Here is a 15,034-nt window from a genome sequence, read left to right on the forward strand (position 1 = left end):
TGGAGTGACCGATGGTTGGGCCCGCTCCTCAGCAGGTGGGGAAGTCCGGTCCTCAGAGATCGGCGCTGTTGCCCTCGCGAGCGGTGGTGGTCCGCCCGCCGAAAACGGCCGCGGCACGCTCGGTCGCCGCCTCCGGCGTGAGCGTCGGCCCTACGTGAGTGACGATCAACTCCCCCACGCCCGCCCGCGCGGCGACCGCGCCGGCGTCCTCGGGCGTGAGATGCACCTGGCGTTCGCTTCCGCGATGCCGGTCGATGTCGGCCTCGCAGAGGAACAGGTCGGCGCCGGCGGCGAGTTCGCCCAGCGCGGGGCACGGCCCGCTGTCCCCCGAGTACGCGAGGACGCTCCCGTCGCACTCGGCCCGCAGCCCGTACGCCTCGGTGTCGTGCACCACGGCACGCGTACGAAGCCGCAGTGCGCCCACGTGCGTGTCGTGCCCGTCGTACAGGGCCCGGAAGTCGAAGATCCCGCTCAAGAACCCCGGATCCGGCTGCCCGAAGAACCCGGCGAGCCGCTGCCCGAGCTCCGGTGGCCCGTACACGGGAAGAGGAGCGGACGGGGTGAGCCCGCCGTACGCGAGCCCGTACACGGCGGCCAGCAGATCGGCGCAGTGATCCGCGTGCAGATGCGAGATCCAGATCGCGTCCAGCCGCGCAGGATCCGTATGCCTCTGCAATGCGGCGAAGCTTCCCGGCCCGGCGTCGACCCACACCTCGGCGCCCCCACCGCGCAGCAGATACCCGGAACAGGGACGGTCGGGCTGCGGATGCGGGGAGGCGGTGCCGAGGACGGTAAGGGCGAGAGACATAGGGGGAGCGTACGAAACGGCAAGCCGGTGGGCGCCCCCGTTGTTACCTCTTACACCTACGGCTTCCACCCCGGATCGCGGCCACTGAGCCCGATGACCCGGTCGAGCAGCGGCGCGTCGTCGGGCACCGGCACCACGGGCCCGAAGGCGCCCCCGCGCTGGCTCGGGTCCTCGGCCGCGGCGGCGAGGAATTCGTACGACGCCTGCAGGGCGGCGGCATCCGGCTCGTACGCCTGGCCGGTGGCCCGGGCGAGATCCCACCCGTGCACCACCAGCTCGTCGGCGGCGACCGCGGCCGCCACCGCACCCGGCAGCGTCACCCCGCCCGCCCGGGTCTCTCCGGTCCAGGCGGCCGGGTCGCGCCAGGCCTCGGCGAGCTCGTCGAGCGCCTTGGGCAGGGTCTCGCGCCAGCCCGGCTCGATGTCGGGCACGACGGCATCCGGGCTGGTGTCCGTCGTAGGGCCCAGGTCCTTGCGCCCCGCGTCGCGGAAGGCGGTGGCCAGCCCGACCAGATGCCCCAGCATGTTGCGCACCGCGCGCCCCGGGCAGGGGGTCACACCGTCGAGCTGCTCCTCCGTCACGCCCTCCGCGAGGCGCGCCACGATCAGGGCCTGCGGCCACAGATCGAAAGTCCGGCCGGTCATCCGCTTTCCTCAGCGTTCGTCTCCACTCATGAGGCAGACCGAGGCCGCGCCGGAAACTCATCGCTCGGCGCCGAGAACGTCGCCGTCGAGGCCGGCTTTAGGGCTTAGCACCACGATCACCTGCCATGACATCGACGGTGGCGCGTGTCCTCAGTGATCGCAACGCGGGTTTGTATCTGACCGGAACGGTGGTCTCCGGCGTCGGATCGTCGGCGATGTGGCGCCCACGCTCATCGCCCCCTCCTGGACACCCTGGCGGACCGCACCGGCCACCGCCCCCTCCTGATCACCACCAACCTGGCTCTGGCCCGCCTCCTGACCCTGCCCCAAACCAAAAGCGCTTTTCGCCCCCTCCGCCCCTACCCGTCCCCTACCTGGGGACTGCCGCCCCCAGACCCTCGCATCGGCCTTGCCGGCCTCGTCCTCAAACGCCGGACGGGCTGAAGATGCCCGGCCGGGTGGAAGGGCCGCACGGGGTTGGTTGGGGAAGTCGGGCTCGTTAGCAGGAGTTGGCCTTGGTCGAAGGAGCTGGCGTTGGTGGCAGAAGCTGGGGTTGGTGCGCGGATTGAGGCCGATGGGGGGATTGGTCTGGGTGGGGTGCAGCGCTTCGCGCGGGCCTCACGCCGGACGGGCTGATTGGTGCCGGGCGGGAGAGAGGCGCAACCGGATGGTTGTGGGGGAGCTGGAGGCGGCGGCTCGTTGTCTGGGCCGTGGGCGAGAGAGCGGCTGATGTTGCTCGCTGGGGTGAGGGGACGTACCCGCAGTCGTCGACGCGCGGGAGGGGCCGTGCCGGTACATCAAATGTCCCGTCGCTTACGTGGTTGCCGACAGGCAGTCCTTGGGACCCAACCGATCTGCAGCCGGCGACGGGGCGGATGTACCGGCACGGCCCCGACCCACCCACCGGCCTGAGGCGGCGATACACCCCAGGCCGCAGCCCTGCCCTCAGCCCAGACCCGCCACCACTGACCGCACAGCCTCCAGATCCCCGTCGGACGCCAACCCGGCGTGATACAGCCGAAGTTCCGTCGCGCCAAGCGAAGCCGCACGCTCCACATCAGCCGCCAGCGCGCCCGGCCGACCCCCCATCCCCGTCACCACGGTGAAGTTGGCCGCCAGGACACCCCCCGCCCGACCCTCCCGTCCCGCCTCCGCGAACGGAGTCAGCAGCCCCGCACCGCCCCCCGTACACGGCACCACGACACCATCCGCCACGGACAGCACGTGCCCAGGGTCGACACCGGCGTTCGCACCACAGTGGTACGACACCGGATCCGCGTGCAGCAGCACCTGGAACCCGGCCGGCGCGGCAGCGCGAACCGCCGACACCGCCGCCTCCTGGAGCGTACGAGCCACCCCGTCACGCCACCCCCGCGTAGCCCCCGCGCGCTCCGCCCCGAGCAGCTTCTCGACCCCCGCCCAGCCACCGTCCGACGGCGCCCCCCGCCACACCGGCTCAAGAGCCTCCCGTACAGCGACCGCCAACTCACCACCGTCTACGCCGTGTTCGGCGTAACCGTCGAGGCACACCGCACAGAAGCACAGCGACATCAGATACTGCCCGGCATCCCCGAGCCCCACCCCGCCGATCTTGTCGTGCGCGTGCAGATGGGCCAGCCCGTACCACCCGAGCGACTCCAGCTCCGTACCGCGAGCCCCGGGCCGCACCGCCGCCTCCGCCGCGAGGTCGACCAGGTAGGCCCGCGTCCCGGGCTGCGCGATGCACGGCGCCCAGGGATACCGGTCCCCGTACGCGTTGACGACGGAGGTCGACGGATGCTCCTCCCCCATAAGGGAGTTGTGCGCGAGGACCACCCAGGTGTGGACCTCGAGCCCGACCTCCGCGAGCGACGCGGCCGCCGCCCCGTACGCGTCCCCGGGCGCCCACTCCCCGGCCGCGTACGGCCGAAGCGCGCGCCCCTCCCACCGCGTGTCCTGCACCGGATACAGCACGGCCGCGTGCGAGGCGGTGACGATCCGGTGCCGAGGATGCCGAGGCGTCAACGCCCGCGTGGAGTGGTACGCGGACGCGAGCGTCACCTGCGGCACCCCGAGCCCGGCGATCCGCGAGGCGGCCTCCGGATCACCGTTGACGTCCCACGGATAGACAAAAGCGGACGCTTTCACGCACCCTCCCCAAGAAGCCCCACCCGCACCGTCACACACCCTCCTCAAGCAACCCGTACCCCCGCTCGATCAACTGCGCGAGCTGCTTCACATGGTCCTCGGCCGGCTCGTGCAGCGGCGGCCGCACCTCCCCCACATCCAGCCCCCGCAACCGCACCCCCGCCTTGACGAGCGAGACAGCGTACCCACGCCCCTGCGCCCGCAGATCGACGAACGGCCGGTAGAACCCGTCGAGCAGCCGGTTCACGACGTCATCGTCCCCGGCGTTCAGCGCCCTATGGAAGGCCAGCGCGATCTCGGGAGCGAAACAGAACACCGCGGACGAGTACAGCGTGATCCCCACGCCCCGGTACGCGAGCGCGGTCAGCTCAGCGGTCGGCAGTCCGTTGAAGTACAGGAAATCCCCGGGGACTTCACTCCGCACCGCGCTCACGATCCGCTGCATCAGGTCCAGATCGCCGAGCCCGTCCTTGAACCCGATGATCCCGTCGGTGCGCGCCAGCTCGACCACGGTCTCGGGCGTGAACACGGCGTTGTCGCGCTGATAGACGATGACGTCCAGCGAGGTGGCCGCGGCGATCTCGCGGTAGTGCCGCAGCAGACCCTCCTGCCCGGCCACGACGAGATACGGCGGCATGGCGAGCAGCCCGTCGGCCCCGGCCCCCTCCGCGAGCCGCGCGAACCGCACGGCGAGCGCGGTCCCGTACCCGGCGCCGGCGACGACCGGCACGCGCCCCTCCGCCGCTTCCACGGCCACCCGTACACACGCCTCGAACTCCTCGGGCGTAAGCGCGTGGAACTCCCCGGTGCCGCAGCAGGCGAAGACCGCCGCGGCGCCGGCCCGGACGCCGCGCCGCACGTGCTCCCGGTAGACGTCGAGGTCGACGGAGCCGTCGGGGCCGTACGCGGTGACGGGGAAGAACAACGGCCCGCTGGGGATGCTGAGCCGAGCGGCGAGAGGGGCTGACGTCACGGACTCTCCCTAAGCAGGTGCCCACCGGCCCTGAACGCATGCCCACCGGTGCACGTTTCTGATCCACGTCTATATTTCTGAACGCGCCCACGCTAAGCCGCGACCTCGGGGCCGGTCAAGCACGCAAACCCGCAACACGGAGGCGGATTCCCCACCTCCGCGCGACACTTGACGGAGCGCGTCAGCGATCCTTAGCGTGTCCACGAATGTGAATGTCATACACAAATACGTCCGCCGCCGTAGCGCAGAGCCCCGCACCCCTGCCGTAGCGCAGAGCCCCACACCGAGGAGAGACACCGCATGCCCGCTCCCCGCACCGTTCTGCTCACCGGCGCCGCCGGCGGACTCGGCACCCTGATGCGGGGACTGCTGCCGAAGTACGGCTACGAGCTGCGCCTCCTCGACCTGCTCCCCATCGAGGGCGAGCCGGACGCGATCACCGCGGACCTCGCCGACAAGGCGGCACTGCGCGAGGCGGTACGGGGCGTCGACGCGATCGTCCACCTCGCGGGCATCTCCCTGGAAGCCTCCTTCGACAAGATCCTCAAGGCGAACATCGAGGGGACGTACAACCTGTACGAGGCGGCGCGCGAGGAGGGCGTACGCCGGATCGTCTTCGCCTCCTCCAACCACGCGGTGGGCTTCACCCCGCGCCCGCGGGGAGACGCCCCGTTCGACGACAGCGCGCTGATCCCGATCGACACCCCGCACCGCCCGGACACCTTCTACGGCCTGTCCAAGTCCTTCGGCGAGGACCTGGCCCAGTTCTACTGGGACAAGCACGGCCTGGAGACGGTCTCGGTGCGCATCGGCTCCTGTTTCGCGGAGCCCACCAGCGTGCGCATGCTCTCGGTCTGGATGAGCCCCGAGGACGGCACCCGCCTCTTCCACGCGGCCCTGACCGCCGAGGACGTACGGCACACGGTCGTCTACGGATCCTCCGCGAACACCCGCCTGTGGTGGGACCTGTCGACCGCTCGGGCGCTCGGCTACGAACCGCAGGACGACTCCGAGCCGTACGCCGAGAAGCTCATCGCCGAGCAGGGCGAGCTGGACCCGGAGAACGTGGCCCATGCCTACCTGGGCGGACACTTCGTGAGCGACCCGCCGGTCTGGCCGTACTGATCCGGCCGACACGGCGGAAAACAGACGTTCACGGAGCGGGCGGGCACCGAACGGGCCCGCCCGCTCCCGCATTCGGGCATCCGTGCTGCCCGATCCCACGCCCCGACGCGCGGCTCCGCAGGTCCGAGACGGGCGCCCACCGAGCCAAACGGGCACAAACGGGCAGCATCGAATCTGCAACAGACCTGTTCAGTCGCGAACCCCCGCTGTAGAACTTCCCCCATGGGCCGCACCGGGCCCGAACGGGCAACACCGGCTTGAACGCCTCCGAGGCGGACGGGCCACGAAACACAGCAGGAAGCGGGTGTCGGCGATGACGACGGCGAAGACGGCGGGGACCGCCGAGGAGCGCCAGCGTGAGATCGTGCGGGTCGCACGCGCCACCGGCTCGGTCGATGTCACCGCGCTCGCCGCCGAACTGGGCGTGGCCAAGGAGACCGTACGGCGGGACCTGCGCGTCCTGGAGGACCACGGCCTGCTCCGCCGCACCCACGGCGGCGCCTACCCCGTGGAGAGCGCCGGCTTCGAGACCACGCTCTCCTTCCGCGCCACCAGCCACGTACCCGAGAAGCGCCGGATCGCGGCTGCCGCGGCCGAGCTGCTCGGGGACGCCGAGACCGTCTTCGTCGACGAGGGCTTCACCCCGCAGCTCATCGCCGAGGCACTGCCCAGGGACCGACCGCTGACCGTGGTCACCGCGTCCCTGCCGGTCGCGGGCGCGCTCGCCGAGGCCGACGCCATCTCCGTCCTGCTGCTCGGCGGCCGGGTCCGCCCCGGTACGCTCGCGACCGTCGACCACTGGACGACGAAGATGCTCTCCGGCTTCGTCATCGACCTGGCCTACATCGGCGCCAACGGCATCTCCCGCGAACACGGCCTCACCACCCCCGACCCGGCCGTCAGCGAGGTCAAGGCGCAGGCGATCCGGGCCGCACGCCGCACGGTGTTCGCGGGCGTGCACACCAAGTTCGGGGCGGTCAGCTTCTGCCGGTTCGCGGAGATCGGCGCACTGGAGGCGATCGTCACCAGCACACTGCTGCCCACGGCCGAGGCCCACCGCTACTCGCTACTGGGGCCCCAGGTCATCCGCGTCTGACGTCAGAACCCACTGCCCGGTATCGCGTAGTACCGCATCCGAAAACCCAAGCCATCGTCCTCCACAGGGCACCCCCAACCCAGTCATAGCCCCCTTTATCCCCATAAATCCAGGAGCACCGCATGCGAACCCAGAGCCGACGAACGCCACGCACCCTGATCGCCGTGGCGGCCGTAGGGACGCTGATCACTCCACTCCTCGCCGCCTGCTCGGGTGCCGGCGGCTCCGGATCCTCCGGCGGCCACTCCATCAACGTCCTGATGGTGAACAACCCGCAGATGGTGGAGCTGCAGAAGCTCACCGCCGACCACTTCACCAAGGACACCGGGATCAAGGTGAACTTCACCGTCCTCCCGGAGAACGACGTCCGCGACAAGATCAGCCAGGACTTCGCCAACCAGGCGGGCCAGTACGACGTCGCCACGCTCAGCAACTACGAGATCCCGATCTACGCCAAGAACGGCTGGCTCCATTCGCTGGACTCGTACGTCAAGAGCGACCAGGCCTTCGACCAGGACGACATCCTCGCCCCGATGACACAGGCCCTCACCGCCAAGGACGGCAAGCTCTACGGCGAGCCCTTCTACGGCGAGTCGTCCTTCCTGATGTACCGCAAGGACGTCTTCGACAAGGACGGGCTGACCATGCCCGACAAGCCCACCTGGAAGCAGGTCGCTGACCTCGCCGCCAAGGTGGACACCGCCGAGTCCGGCATGAAGGGCATCTGCCTGCGCGGCCTGCCCGGGTGGGGCGAGATGCTCGCGCCCCTGACCACGGTCGTCAACACCTTCGGCGGCACCTGGTTCGACAAGGACTGGCAGGCCCGGCTGGACTCCACGGAGTTCAAGCAGGCCACGCAGTTCTACATCGACCTGGTGCGCAAGCACGGCGAGTCCGGCGCCGCGCAGTCCGGCTACGCCGAGTGCCTGAACAACATGACCCAGGGCAAGACGGCCATGTGGTACGACGCCACGGCCGGCGCCGGCTCCCTGGAGGCCTCCGGCTCCCCGGTCAAGGGCAAGATCGGCTACGTCCCGGCACCGGTCGAGAAGACCGAGAGCTCGGGCTGGCTCTACACCTGGGCGTGGGGCATCCAGAAGGCGTCCAAGAACGCCGAGGACGCCTGGAAGTTCATCTCGTGGGCGTCCGGCAAGGACTACGAGAAGCTCGTCGGCAAGACCATCGGCTGGGCCAACGTGCCGGCCGGCAAGCGGACGTCGACCTATGACATCCCGGAGTACCGCAAGGAGGCGGCCGCGTTCGCGGACGTCACCCGGGACGCCATCGCGAACGCCAAGCCCGACGACCCGGGCGTGCAGCCCCGGCCCGCGCCCGGCATCCAGTTCGTCGGCATCCCCGAGTTCACCGACCTGGGCACCAAGGTCTCCCAGGAGATCAGCTCCGCCGTCGCCGGCAAGCAGTCCGTGGACAGCGCGCTGAAGAAGTCGCAGGAACTCGCCGAGGCCGTCGGAAAGAAGTACCAGGGATCATGACCGTCACCACTCCCCCCACCCGGGTCGCCGCCGCCTCCGCGCGGCCGGCGGCCCGGCGGCCGAACCGTATGCGCGCCTGGGCCACCCGGGCCCCCCTGCTGCCCGCGCTGATCTTCATGATCATCGTGACGCAGCTGCCCTTCGTGGCGACGCTGGTGATCTCGTTCTTCGACTGGAACGCGCTCTATCCGGACGACCGCCACTTCGCCGGCCTCGCCAACTACTCCGAGGTGCTGAGCACACCCGACCTGCGCAAATCGGTGTGGACGACCGTCCTGCTGACCGTCACCGTGGTGCTCGTCAGCCTGGTGCTCGGGCTGGTGCTGGCGCTCCTGCTGGACCGCCGCTTCCGCGGCCGGGCCGCCGTGCGCACGATGCTCATCGCCCCTTTCCTGCTGGTGCCGATCGCGGCCGCGCTGCTGTGGAAGCACGTGCTGTTCAATCCCGAGTACGGCCTGTTCAACGGCATCCTGAACGCGATCGGAGGGAGCGGGGCAGCCCAGCCGGACTGGATCTCCGAGATGCCTCTGATGGCGGTCGAGGCATCGCTGATCTGGCAGTGGACCCCGTTCATGATGCTGATCCTGCTCGCCGGACTGCAGAGCCGCGACCCGCAGCTGGTCGAGGCGGCCCGCATGGACGGCGCGAACGACTGGCAGATGTTCGTCCACATCACGCTGCCGCACATGCGCCGCTACCTCGAACTGGGCGTACTGCTCGGCTCGATCTACATCGTGCAGAACTTCGACGCGGTGTACACCATCACCTCCGGCGGCCTGGGCACCGCGAACCTGCCGTACACCATCTACCAGACCTTCTACCAGGCACACGAGAACGGCCTCGCCTCCGCGGCCGGCGTCCTCGTCGTCATCGGCTCGATCATCCTCGCGACATTCGCCCTGCGCGTCGTGTCGTCCCTGTTCCGTGAGGAGGCGTCCCGCGCATGACCACCATCACCACAGCCGCCCCGCGGCGAACCCGGTCCGGCGGCCGGCTCCGGGGTAGCGCCCTTGGGGTCGCCGCATGGCTGGCCGGCATCCTGTTCGTGCTGCCCATCCTCTGGATGGCCCTGACGTCCTTCCACTCCGAGGCGGACGCGGCGACCAATCCGCCCTCTCTCGCCGCCTCGCTCACTCTGGACAGCTACCGCGAGTTCTTCGGCGCGGGCAGCGGCGCCAGCCCCTGGCCCGCGCTGATCAACTCGATGACGGCCTCGGTGGCCTCCACACTGCTGACGCTGCTCCTCGCGCTGCCCGCCGCGTACGCGCTGTCCATCCGGCCGGTGAAGAAGTGGACCGACGTCCTGTTCTTCTTCCTGTCCACCAAGATGCTGCCGCTGGTGGCGGGGCTGCTGCCGATCTACCTGTTCGCGAAGAACACCGGCCTGCTCGACAACATCTGGGCGCTGGTCATCCTCTACACAGCCATGAACCTGCCGATCGCGGTGTGGATGATGCAGTCCTTCCTCTCCGAGGTCCCGACCGCGATCATCGAGGCGGCGCAGATCGACGGCGCGCGGCTGCCGACCATCCTCGCGCGCGTGGTGGCCCCGATCGCCCTCCCCGGGATCGCGGCAACGGCCCTGATCTGCTTCATCTTCAGCTGGAACGAGCTGCTGTTCGCCCGCGTACTGACGGGCGTGGTGGCGGAGACCGCCCCCGTCTTCCTGACCGGTTTCATCACCAGCCAGGGCCTGTTCCTGGCGAAGGTGTGCGCCGCGTCGCTCGTCATCTCCCTGCCGGTGCTCGCCGCGGGGTTCGCCGCCCAGGACAAGCTGGTCCAGGGCCTGTCATTGGGAGCCGTGAAATGAAGGCCGCCGTCATCGAGTCCGTGGGCCGCGCCGTCGTCACCGAGGTCCCGGACCCGACGCCAGGGCCCCGCGAGGTCGTCGTCGAGGTCGCGGCCTGCGGCCTGTGCGGCACGGACCTGCACATCCTCCAGGGAGAGTTCGCGCCCAAGCTGCCGATCGTGCCGGGGCACGAGTTCGCGGGCGAGGTGGTCGGGGTCGGCACCCAGGTCACCGAGATAGCGGTGGGCGACAGGGTGGCAGTGGACCCCTCCCTGTACTGCTACGAGTGCCGGTACTGCCGGACGGGCCACAACAACCTCTGCGAACGCTGGGCGGCGATCGGCGTGACGACGGCGGGAGGTGCCGCCCAGTACGCGACCGCCCCCGTGGCCAACTGCGTGAAGCTCCCGGAGCACGTACGCACCCAGGACGCGGCCCTGGTGGAACCCCTCTCCTGCGCGGTGCGCGGCTACGACGTCCTGAACTCCCGACTCGGTGCCCACGTCCTCATCTACGGCTCGGGAACGATGGGCCTGATGATGCTGGAGCTGGCGAAGCGCACGGGGGCGGCGAGCGTGGACATAGTGGACGTGAACCCGCAGCGGCTGGCCACGGCCCAACAGCTCGGCGTGTCCGCGTCCGCGGCGAGCGCCGATGAACTCGACCGGCCCCAGGGGTGGGACGTGGTCGTCGACGCGACGGGCAACGCGGCGGCGATCCAGGACGGTCTGGGCCGGGTCGCCAAGGCGGGCACCTTCCTCCAGTTCGGCGTCGCCGAGTACGCGACCCGCGTCACGATCGACCCCTACCGCATCTACAACCAGGAGATCACCATCACGGGCTCGATGGCGGTCCTGCACAGCTTCGAACGAGCGGCGGAGCTCTTCGCGACGGGCGTCCTCGACCCCTCCGTATTCATCAGCGACCGCCTCCCCCTGACGAGCTATCCCCAGGCCTTGGACCAGTTCGCGTCGGGCGTGGGACGAAAGATCGTGGTGGTGCCGTAGAGGTATTTCGCCCCCTCCGCCCCTGCCCATTCCCGTCGGTAGGGGCGGAGGGGTGAACAACTCCTTCGGTAAGGGAACGGTAAAGCGGGCCCGCTCGTTACCTCTGGCATGACAGCTATGACCCCCGGCTCGAACATCCCTCTCCCCGTCACCCGCGTGACGGTGGACGTCGCCGCCCCGGTGCGGCTCGACGTATCGGGCCTGCTGCTCACCGCCGACGGCAAGGTGCGCTCCGACGACGACTTCATCTTCTACAACCAGCCCAGCGGCCCGGGCGTGACGTACCGCTCGGGCGGCGGCACGTCCCCGGACGCGATCACGGTCGACACGACCTCGGTCCCCCCAGGCATCGAGAAGATCGTCGTCACCGCGAGCCCGGACGCGGCGGGCCAGACGTTCCAGGGCATCGAACCCACGGCCACCATCCGCAACGCGGACGACAACACGGTCCTCGCGACCTTCACCCCGCCCCAGCTGGGCACCGAGACGGCCCTGGTGATCGTCGAGATCTACCTCCGCAACGGCGCGTGGAAGGCCCGAGCGGTCGGCCAGGGCTACGCGAACGGCCTGGCGGGCATCGCCACGGACTTCGGCGTGACGGTGGAAGAACCGACACCGACACCGGCCCCCACCCCCACCCCCGCACAGCCGATCACCCCGCCCACCCCCACCACGCAGCCCCCGGTCATCCCGCCGACCCCGCCCCTGGACCCCCGACTCGCCGCTGCCCCGCCGTCCCCGCCGGTTCCCCCCGCTACGCCCCCCTCCCCCGGAAAGATCAACCTCGACAAGGGCCGGGTCAGCCTCCAGAAGAACCAGACCGTCTCCCTGGTCAAGGGCGGCCGCCCGCTCCTCTCCCAGGTCAAGATGGGCCTCGGCTGGGAGCCCGCGTACCGCGGCAAGGACATCGACCTGGACGCCTCGGTCATCGCGTACGGCCCGCAGCGCAACCACATCGACAGCTGCTACTTCGGCAAGCTGTCCATCGTGAACGGCGCGATCAAGCACTCCGGCGACAACCTCACGGGCGAGGGCGGAGGCGACGACGAGGTGATCGTCGTGGACCTCGGCCGCCTCCCCCAGGACGTCACGGGCCTGGTCTTCACGGTCAACTCCTTCTCCGGCCAGAAGTTCACCGAGGTGGCCAAGGCCTACTGCCGCCTCCTCGACGCCGCCACCGGCGAGGAACTGGTCCGCTTCGACCTCACCAACGCCGAACCCCAGACCGGCGTCATGATGGCCAAGCTCATCAAGCAGTTCTCCGGCGAGTGGGAGATGACGGCCATGGGCGACTTCGTCAAGTCCCGCACGGTCCGCGGCATGGTGAAGCCCGCAGCCCAGTCCCTCTAGCCACACCACCGCACCCGACGCCCGGCCCCCACACACCCGCAGCCGCCGACGAACGGAAGGGGCCGCGCCGGTACATCAAACGCCCCGTCGCTACGTGGCCGCACCCGACGCCCCGCCCCCACGACCCACACCCGACGACGCACGGAAGGGCCCGCGCCGGTACATCAAACGCCCCGTCGCTACGTGGCCGCACCCGACGCCCCGCCCCCACGACCCACACCCGACGACGCACGGAAGGGGCCGTGCCGGTACATCAAATGCCCCGTCGCCTCGTGATGGTCACCAGGCCGAGCAACGGCACCACGCCAAGCTGCAACCGCCGACGGGGCGGATGTACTGGCACGGCCCCGCCCCGCCCACCGGACCGGGCGCGCACGAAGGCGGCGTCAGAGGCGCCGACGGGGCGGATGTACTGGCACGGCCCCGCCCCACCCACCTGCGGAACGCGGGGCGGCGCAGAGCAAACCCCCGCTAAGGCCGCAGCCCCTCCGTCAGCAGCGACAGATACCGACGGATGTACTTCCCCTGTCCGTTCGCCAACTCCGACGCGGTGGCCACCCCATGCGCGAGCCGCAGCACCTCGATCGGCTCCACATCCGCCCGCAGCGTCCCCTCCCGCTGCGCCGCCTCGACCAGCCGCGTGGCCGCCCCCTTCACCGAGTTCCCGCACGCGGTCAGCACCGCGGAGCTCCCGTCCGCGACGGCCGACCCGAGCAGCGTCTTGAGCCCGCGGACCTGGATCATCCCCTCGCTCAGCTCATTGAGCCACTCCACCAGCGCCTCGCCGGGCGACAACTCCGCCGCGATCTCGTCCGCCCGCGCGGCGATCGCCTCGATGGTGTCGACGTACACGGCCTCCAACAACGCCTGCCGCGTGGGGAAGTGCCGGTACAGCGTGCCGGACCCCACCCCGGCCCGTTTGGCGATGTCGTCGAGGGACGCACCCTCCCCGTGCTCGGCGAACGCGACCGCCGCCTCCTTGAGCAGTCGCTCATAGTTCCGCCGTGCATCCGCCCGCATCGGCTTGACCTGCGCCATTCAGATACTCCTTGCCAACCGGGGACTCTCTCCGTATCTTACGAGCACTAAACGGAGACAGTCCCCGCTTATCGCCGCGGGCAGTCCGCGCTGCCCGCACGCATCCACCGGGGACCCAAGACAGGGAGCATTCCATGTCCACCCCGTCCGTGCCCTCCACCAGCACCAGCCCACCCGAAGCCGCACCCGACCAGTCGGCCAGGCTCGGCACAGCCCTCCTCGTCATCGTCACCGCCTACCTGATGGTCGGCGTCGACTCCACGGTCGTCAACGTCGCGCTGCCCGCCATCCAGAACGACCTCGCCTTCACCCCCACCGGCCTCTCCTGGGTCCTCAACGCCTACACGCTCGCCTTCGGCGGCCTGCTGCTCCTCGGCGGGCGCGTCGGCGACATCGTCGGCCGCCGCCGCACGCTCACCATCGGCGTCCTGCTCTTCGCCACGTCCTCCCTCCTCGGCGGACTCGCCACCGAGAACGCCTGGCTGCTCACGGCCCGCGCGCTGCAAGGCGTGGGCGCCGCGCTCACCGCGCCCAGCACCCTCGCCCTGATCACCACCAACTTCCCGGAGGGCCCGCGCCGCCACCACGCCCTCGGCGTCTACTCCTCCATGGCGGGCATCGGCGCCTCCATCGGGCTGGTCCTCGGCGGCATGCTCACGTCGTGGGCGTCCTGGCGCTGGGCCCTGCTGATCAACGTGCCGATCGGCATCGCGGTCGCGGCCGCCCTCCCCCGCTTCGTCACCGAAACCCCGCGCCACGCGGGCCGGTTCGACGCGGCGGGCGCGCTCACCGGCACGGCCGGGATGACCTCGCTGGTGTACGCGTTCATCCAGGTTTCGGAGGGCGGCTGGGGCGACATCCAGGCACAGCTGGGATTCAGCGCGGCGGCGGCCCTGCTCGCCGGCTTCACCCTGATCGAGTCCCGCGCGGGCCAGCCGATCATGCCGCTGCGCCTGTTCGCCGACCGCAATCGCGCGGGCGGCTACGCGGGCGTCCTGCTGCTGCCCGCGGGCATGTTCGGCGCGTTCTACTTCCTCACCCTGATCTGCCAGCAGGTCCTGGAATACAGCCCGCTCCGCGCGGGCTTCGCCTTCCTTCCGATGACCCTGGCGATGTTCACGACCGTGCGCTTCGTGCCGCGGCTGCTGGCCCGCTTCGGCGCCAAGCCGGTCCTGCTCACCGGCATGGGCCTGCTCGTCGCCGCGGCCGCGTGGCTGTGGCGGCTCCAGCCCGGCGACGGCTATCTGAGCGGCCTGTTCGGTCCGCTGCTGCTGATGGGCCTGGGCGTGGGCCTGAGCTTCATGCCGCTCAACGCGACGATCCTCGCGGGCGTCGAGCCGCGTGAGGCGGGCGCCGGGTCCGGTCTGCTGCAGACCCTCCAGTGGCTCGGCGGCACGCTCGGACTGTCCATCCTGGTCACGGTGTTCGGCACGGCGACCCGGCACGCGGCCGGGTCACCGTCCGAGATCCTCACCCATGGCGCGGCCCGCGCGTTCGGCGTCGGCTCACTGATCGCGCTCACCGCACTGCTGGTGTCGGCGTTCGTGATCACCGGTACCAAGCCGAAGGCCGCCGCCTAGAAAC

Annotated in this window: 13 protein-coding genes; 8 read left to right on the forward strand and 5 right to left on the reverse strand. The window is 70.3% G+C overall.

What is annotated here, in order from left to right; all coding sequences use genetic code 11:
- Nucleotides 1–52: 52 nt before the first annotated feature.
- The 4 genes from ACFY0T_RS32660 to ACFY0T_RS32675 all read right to left on the reverse strand — a co-directional run bounded on the left by ACFY0T_RS32660 (nucleotide 53) and on the right by ACFY0T_RS32675 (nucleotide 4,552).
- Nucleotides 53–808 carry an MBL fold metallo-hydrolase gene (locus ACFY0T_RS32660; protein WP_388878591.1) on the reverse strand — a complete coding sequence of 252 codons (756 nt, stop codon included), beginning with the start codon at nucleotides 806–808 and terminating at the stop codon, nucleotides 53–55.
- 56 nt (nucleotides 809–864) lie between these two features.
- Nucleotides 865–1,452, reverse strand: coding sequence for a TIGR03086 family metal-binding protein (locus ACFY0T_RS32665; protein WP_388878594.1), 588 nt, complete (start codon nucleotides 1,450–1,452; stop codon nucleotides 865–867).
- 945 nt (nucleotides 1,453–2,397) lie between these two features.
- The gene (locus ACFY0T_RS32670; protein ID WP_388878597.1) at nucleotides 2,398–3,579 is read right to left on the reverse strand and encodes a hypothetical protein; all 1,182 of its coding nucleotides are present in this window, start codon (nucleotides 3,577–3,579) and stop codon (nucleotides 2,398–2,400) included.
- A gap of 31 nt (nucleotides 3,580–3,610) precedes the next feature.
- Nucleotides 3,611–4,552: a 5-dehydro-4-deoxyglucarate dehydratase gene (locus ACFY0T_RS32675; protein ID WP_388878600.1), complete on the reverse strand. Its 942-nt coding sequence runs from the start codon at nucleotides 4,550–4,552 to the stop codon at nucleotides 3,611–3,613.
- 300 nt (nucleotides 4,553–4,852) lie between these two features.
- On the opposite strand from ACFY0T_RS32675, the gene ACFY0T_RS32680 reads away from it, so the two are divergent.
- From ACFY0T_RS32680 to ACFY0T_RS32710, 7 genes are all read left to right on the forward strand, one after another.
- Complete coding sequence (locus ACFY0T_RS32680) at nucleotides 4,853–5,677, forward strand: NAD-dependent epimerase/dehydratase family protein (RefSeq protein WP_388878603.1); 825 nt, start codon at nucleotides 4,853–4,855, stop codon at nucleotides 5,675–5,677.
- Nucleotides 5,678–5,990: 313 nt separating this feature from the next.
- Nucleotides 5,991–6,773, forward strand: coding sequence for a DeoR/GlpR family DNA-binding transcription regulator (locus tag ACFY0T_RS32685; protein WP_388878606.1), 783 nt, complete (start codon nucleotides 5,991–5,993; stop codon nucleotides 6,771–6,773).
- Nucleotides 6,774–6,895: 122 nt separating this feature from the next.
- Nucleotides 6,896–8,266, forward strand: a complete 1,371-nt coding sequence (locus tag ACFY0T_RS32690; protein WP_388878609.1) for an ABC transporter substrate-binding protein — start codon at nucleotides 6,896–6,898, stop codon at nucleotides 8,264–8,266.
- Entirely contained in the window at nucleotides 8,263–9,213 is a 951-nt protein-coding gene (locus ACFY0T_RS32695) for a carbohydrate ABC transporter permease (RefSeq protein ID WP_388878612.1), read from the forward strand. The genes ACFY0T_RS32690 and ACFY0T_RS32695 overlap by 4 nt, the downstream gene beginning before the upstream one ends.
- Nucleotides 9,210–10,076 (forward strand): carbohydrate ABC transporter permease, encoded by an 867-nt coding sequence (locus ACFY0T_RS32700; protein WP_388878616.1) that lies wholly within the window; start codon nucleotides 9,210–9,212, stop codon nucleotides 10,074–10,076. Before ACFY0T_RS32695 ends, ACFY0T_RS32700 begins: the two co-directional genes overlap by 4 nt.
- Nucleotides 10,073–11,062 (forward strand): zinc-dependent alcohol dehydrogenase family protein, encoded by a 990-nt coding sequence (locus tag ACFY0T_RS32705; RefSeq protein WP_388878619.1) that lies wholly within the window; start codon nucleotides 10,073–10,075, stop codon nucleotides 11,060–11,062. Before ACFY0T_RS32700 ends, ACFY0T_RS32705 begins: the two co-directional genes overlap by 4 nt.
- Before the next feature lie 117 nt (nucleotides 11,063–11,179).
- The gene (locus ACFY0T_RS32710; RefSeq protein ID WP_388878859.1) at nucleotides 11,180–12,412 is read left to right on the forward strand and encodes a TerD family protein; all 1,233 of its coding nucleotides are present in this window, start codon (nucleotides 11,180–11,182) and stop codon (nucleotides 12,410–12,412) included.
- Nucleotides 12,413–12,883: 471 nt separating this feature from the next.
- Here the strand turns inward: ACFY0T_RS32710 and ACFY0T_RS32715 are convergent, their stop codons facing one another.
- Complete coding sequence (locus ACFY0T_RS32715; RefSeq protein ID WP_388878622.1) at nucleotides 12,884–13,450, reverse strand: TetR/AcrR family transcriptional regulator; 567 nt, start codon at nucleotides 13,448–13,450, stop codon at nucleotides 12,884–12,886.
- A gap of 134 nt (nucleotides 13,451–13,584) precedes the next feature.
- Between ACFY0T_RS32715 and ACFY0T_RS32720 the strand changes: the two genes are divergently transcribed.
- Nucleotides 13,585–15,030 (forward strand): MFS transporter, encoded by a 1,446-nt coding sequence (locus ACFY0T_RS32720; protein ID WP_388878625.1) that lies wholly within the window; start codon nucleotides 13,585–13,587, stop codon nucleotides 15,028–15,030.
- Nucleotides 15,031–15,034: the final 4 nt, after the last annotated feature.

It is taken from the genome of Streptomyces sp. NPDC001530 (genome assembly GCF_042894545.1).
GTDB lineage: Bacteria > Actinomycetota > Actinomycetes > Streptomycetales > Streptomycetaceae > Streptomyces.

Coding starts and splice junctions, on each gene's coding strand:
- ACFY0T_RS32695 (WP_388878612.1), top strand. CDS start 8,263: ATGACCGTCACCACTCCCCCCACCCGGGTCGCCGCCGCCTCCGCGCGG.
- ACFY0T_RS32715 (WP_388878622.1), bottom strand. CDS start 13,450: ATGGCGCAGGTCAAGCCGATGCGGGCGGATGCACGGCGGAACTATGAG.
- ACFY0T_RS32680 (WP_388878603.1), top strand. CDS start 4,853: ATGCCCGCTCCCCGCACCGTTCTGCTCACCGGCGCCGCCGGCGGACTC.
- ACFY0T_RS32690 (WP_388878609.1), top strand. CDS start 6,896: ATGCGAACCCAGAGCCGACGAACGCCACGCACCCTGATCGCCGTGGCG.
- ACFY0T_RS32660 (WP_388878591.1), bottom strand. CDS start 808: ATGTCTCTCGCCCTTACCGTCCTCGGCACCGCCTCCCCGCATCCGCAG.
- ACFY0T_RS32705 (WP_388878619.1), top strand. CDS start 10,073: ATGAAGGCCGCCGTCATCGAGTCCGTGGGCCGCGCCGTCGTCACCGAG.
- ACFY0T_RS32685 (WP_388878606.1), top strand. CDS start 5,991: ATGACGACGGCGAAGACGGCGGGGACCGCCGAGGAGCGCCAGCGTGAG.
- ACFY0T_RS32710 (WP_388878859.1), top strand. CDS start 11,180: ATGACCCCCGGCTCGAACATCCCTCTCCCCGTCACCCGCGTGACGGTG.
- ACFY0T_RS32700 (WP_388878616.1), top strand. CDS start 9,210: ATGACCACCATCACCACAGCCGCCCCGCGGCGAACCCGGTCCGGCGGC.
- ACFY0T_RS32665 (WP_388878594.1), bottom strand. CDS start 1,452: ATGACCGGCCGGACTTTCGATCTGTGGCCGCAGGCCCTGATCGTGGCG.
- ACFY0T_RS32720 (WP_388878625.1), top strand. CDS start 13,585: ATGTCCACCCCGTCCGTGCCCTCCACCAGCACCAGCCCACCCGAAGCC.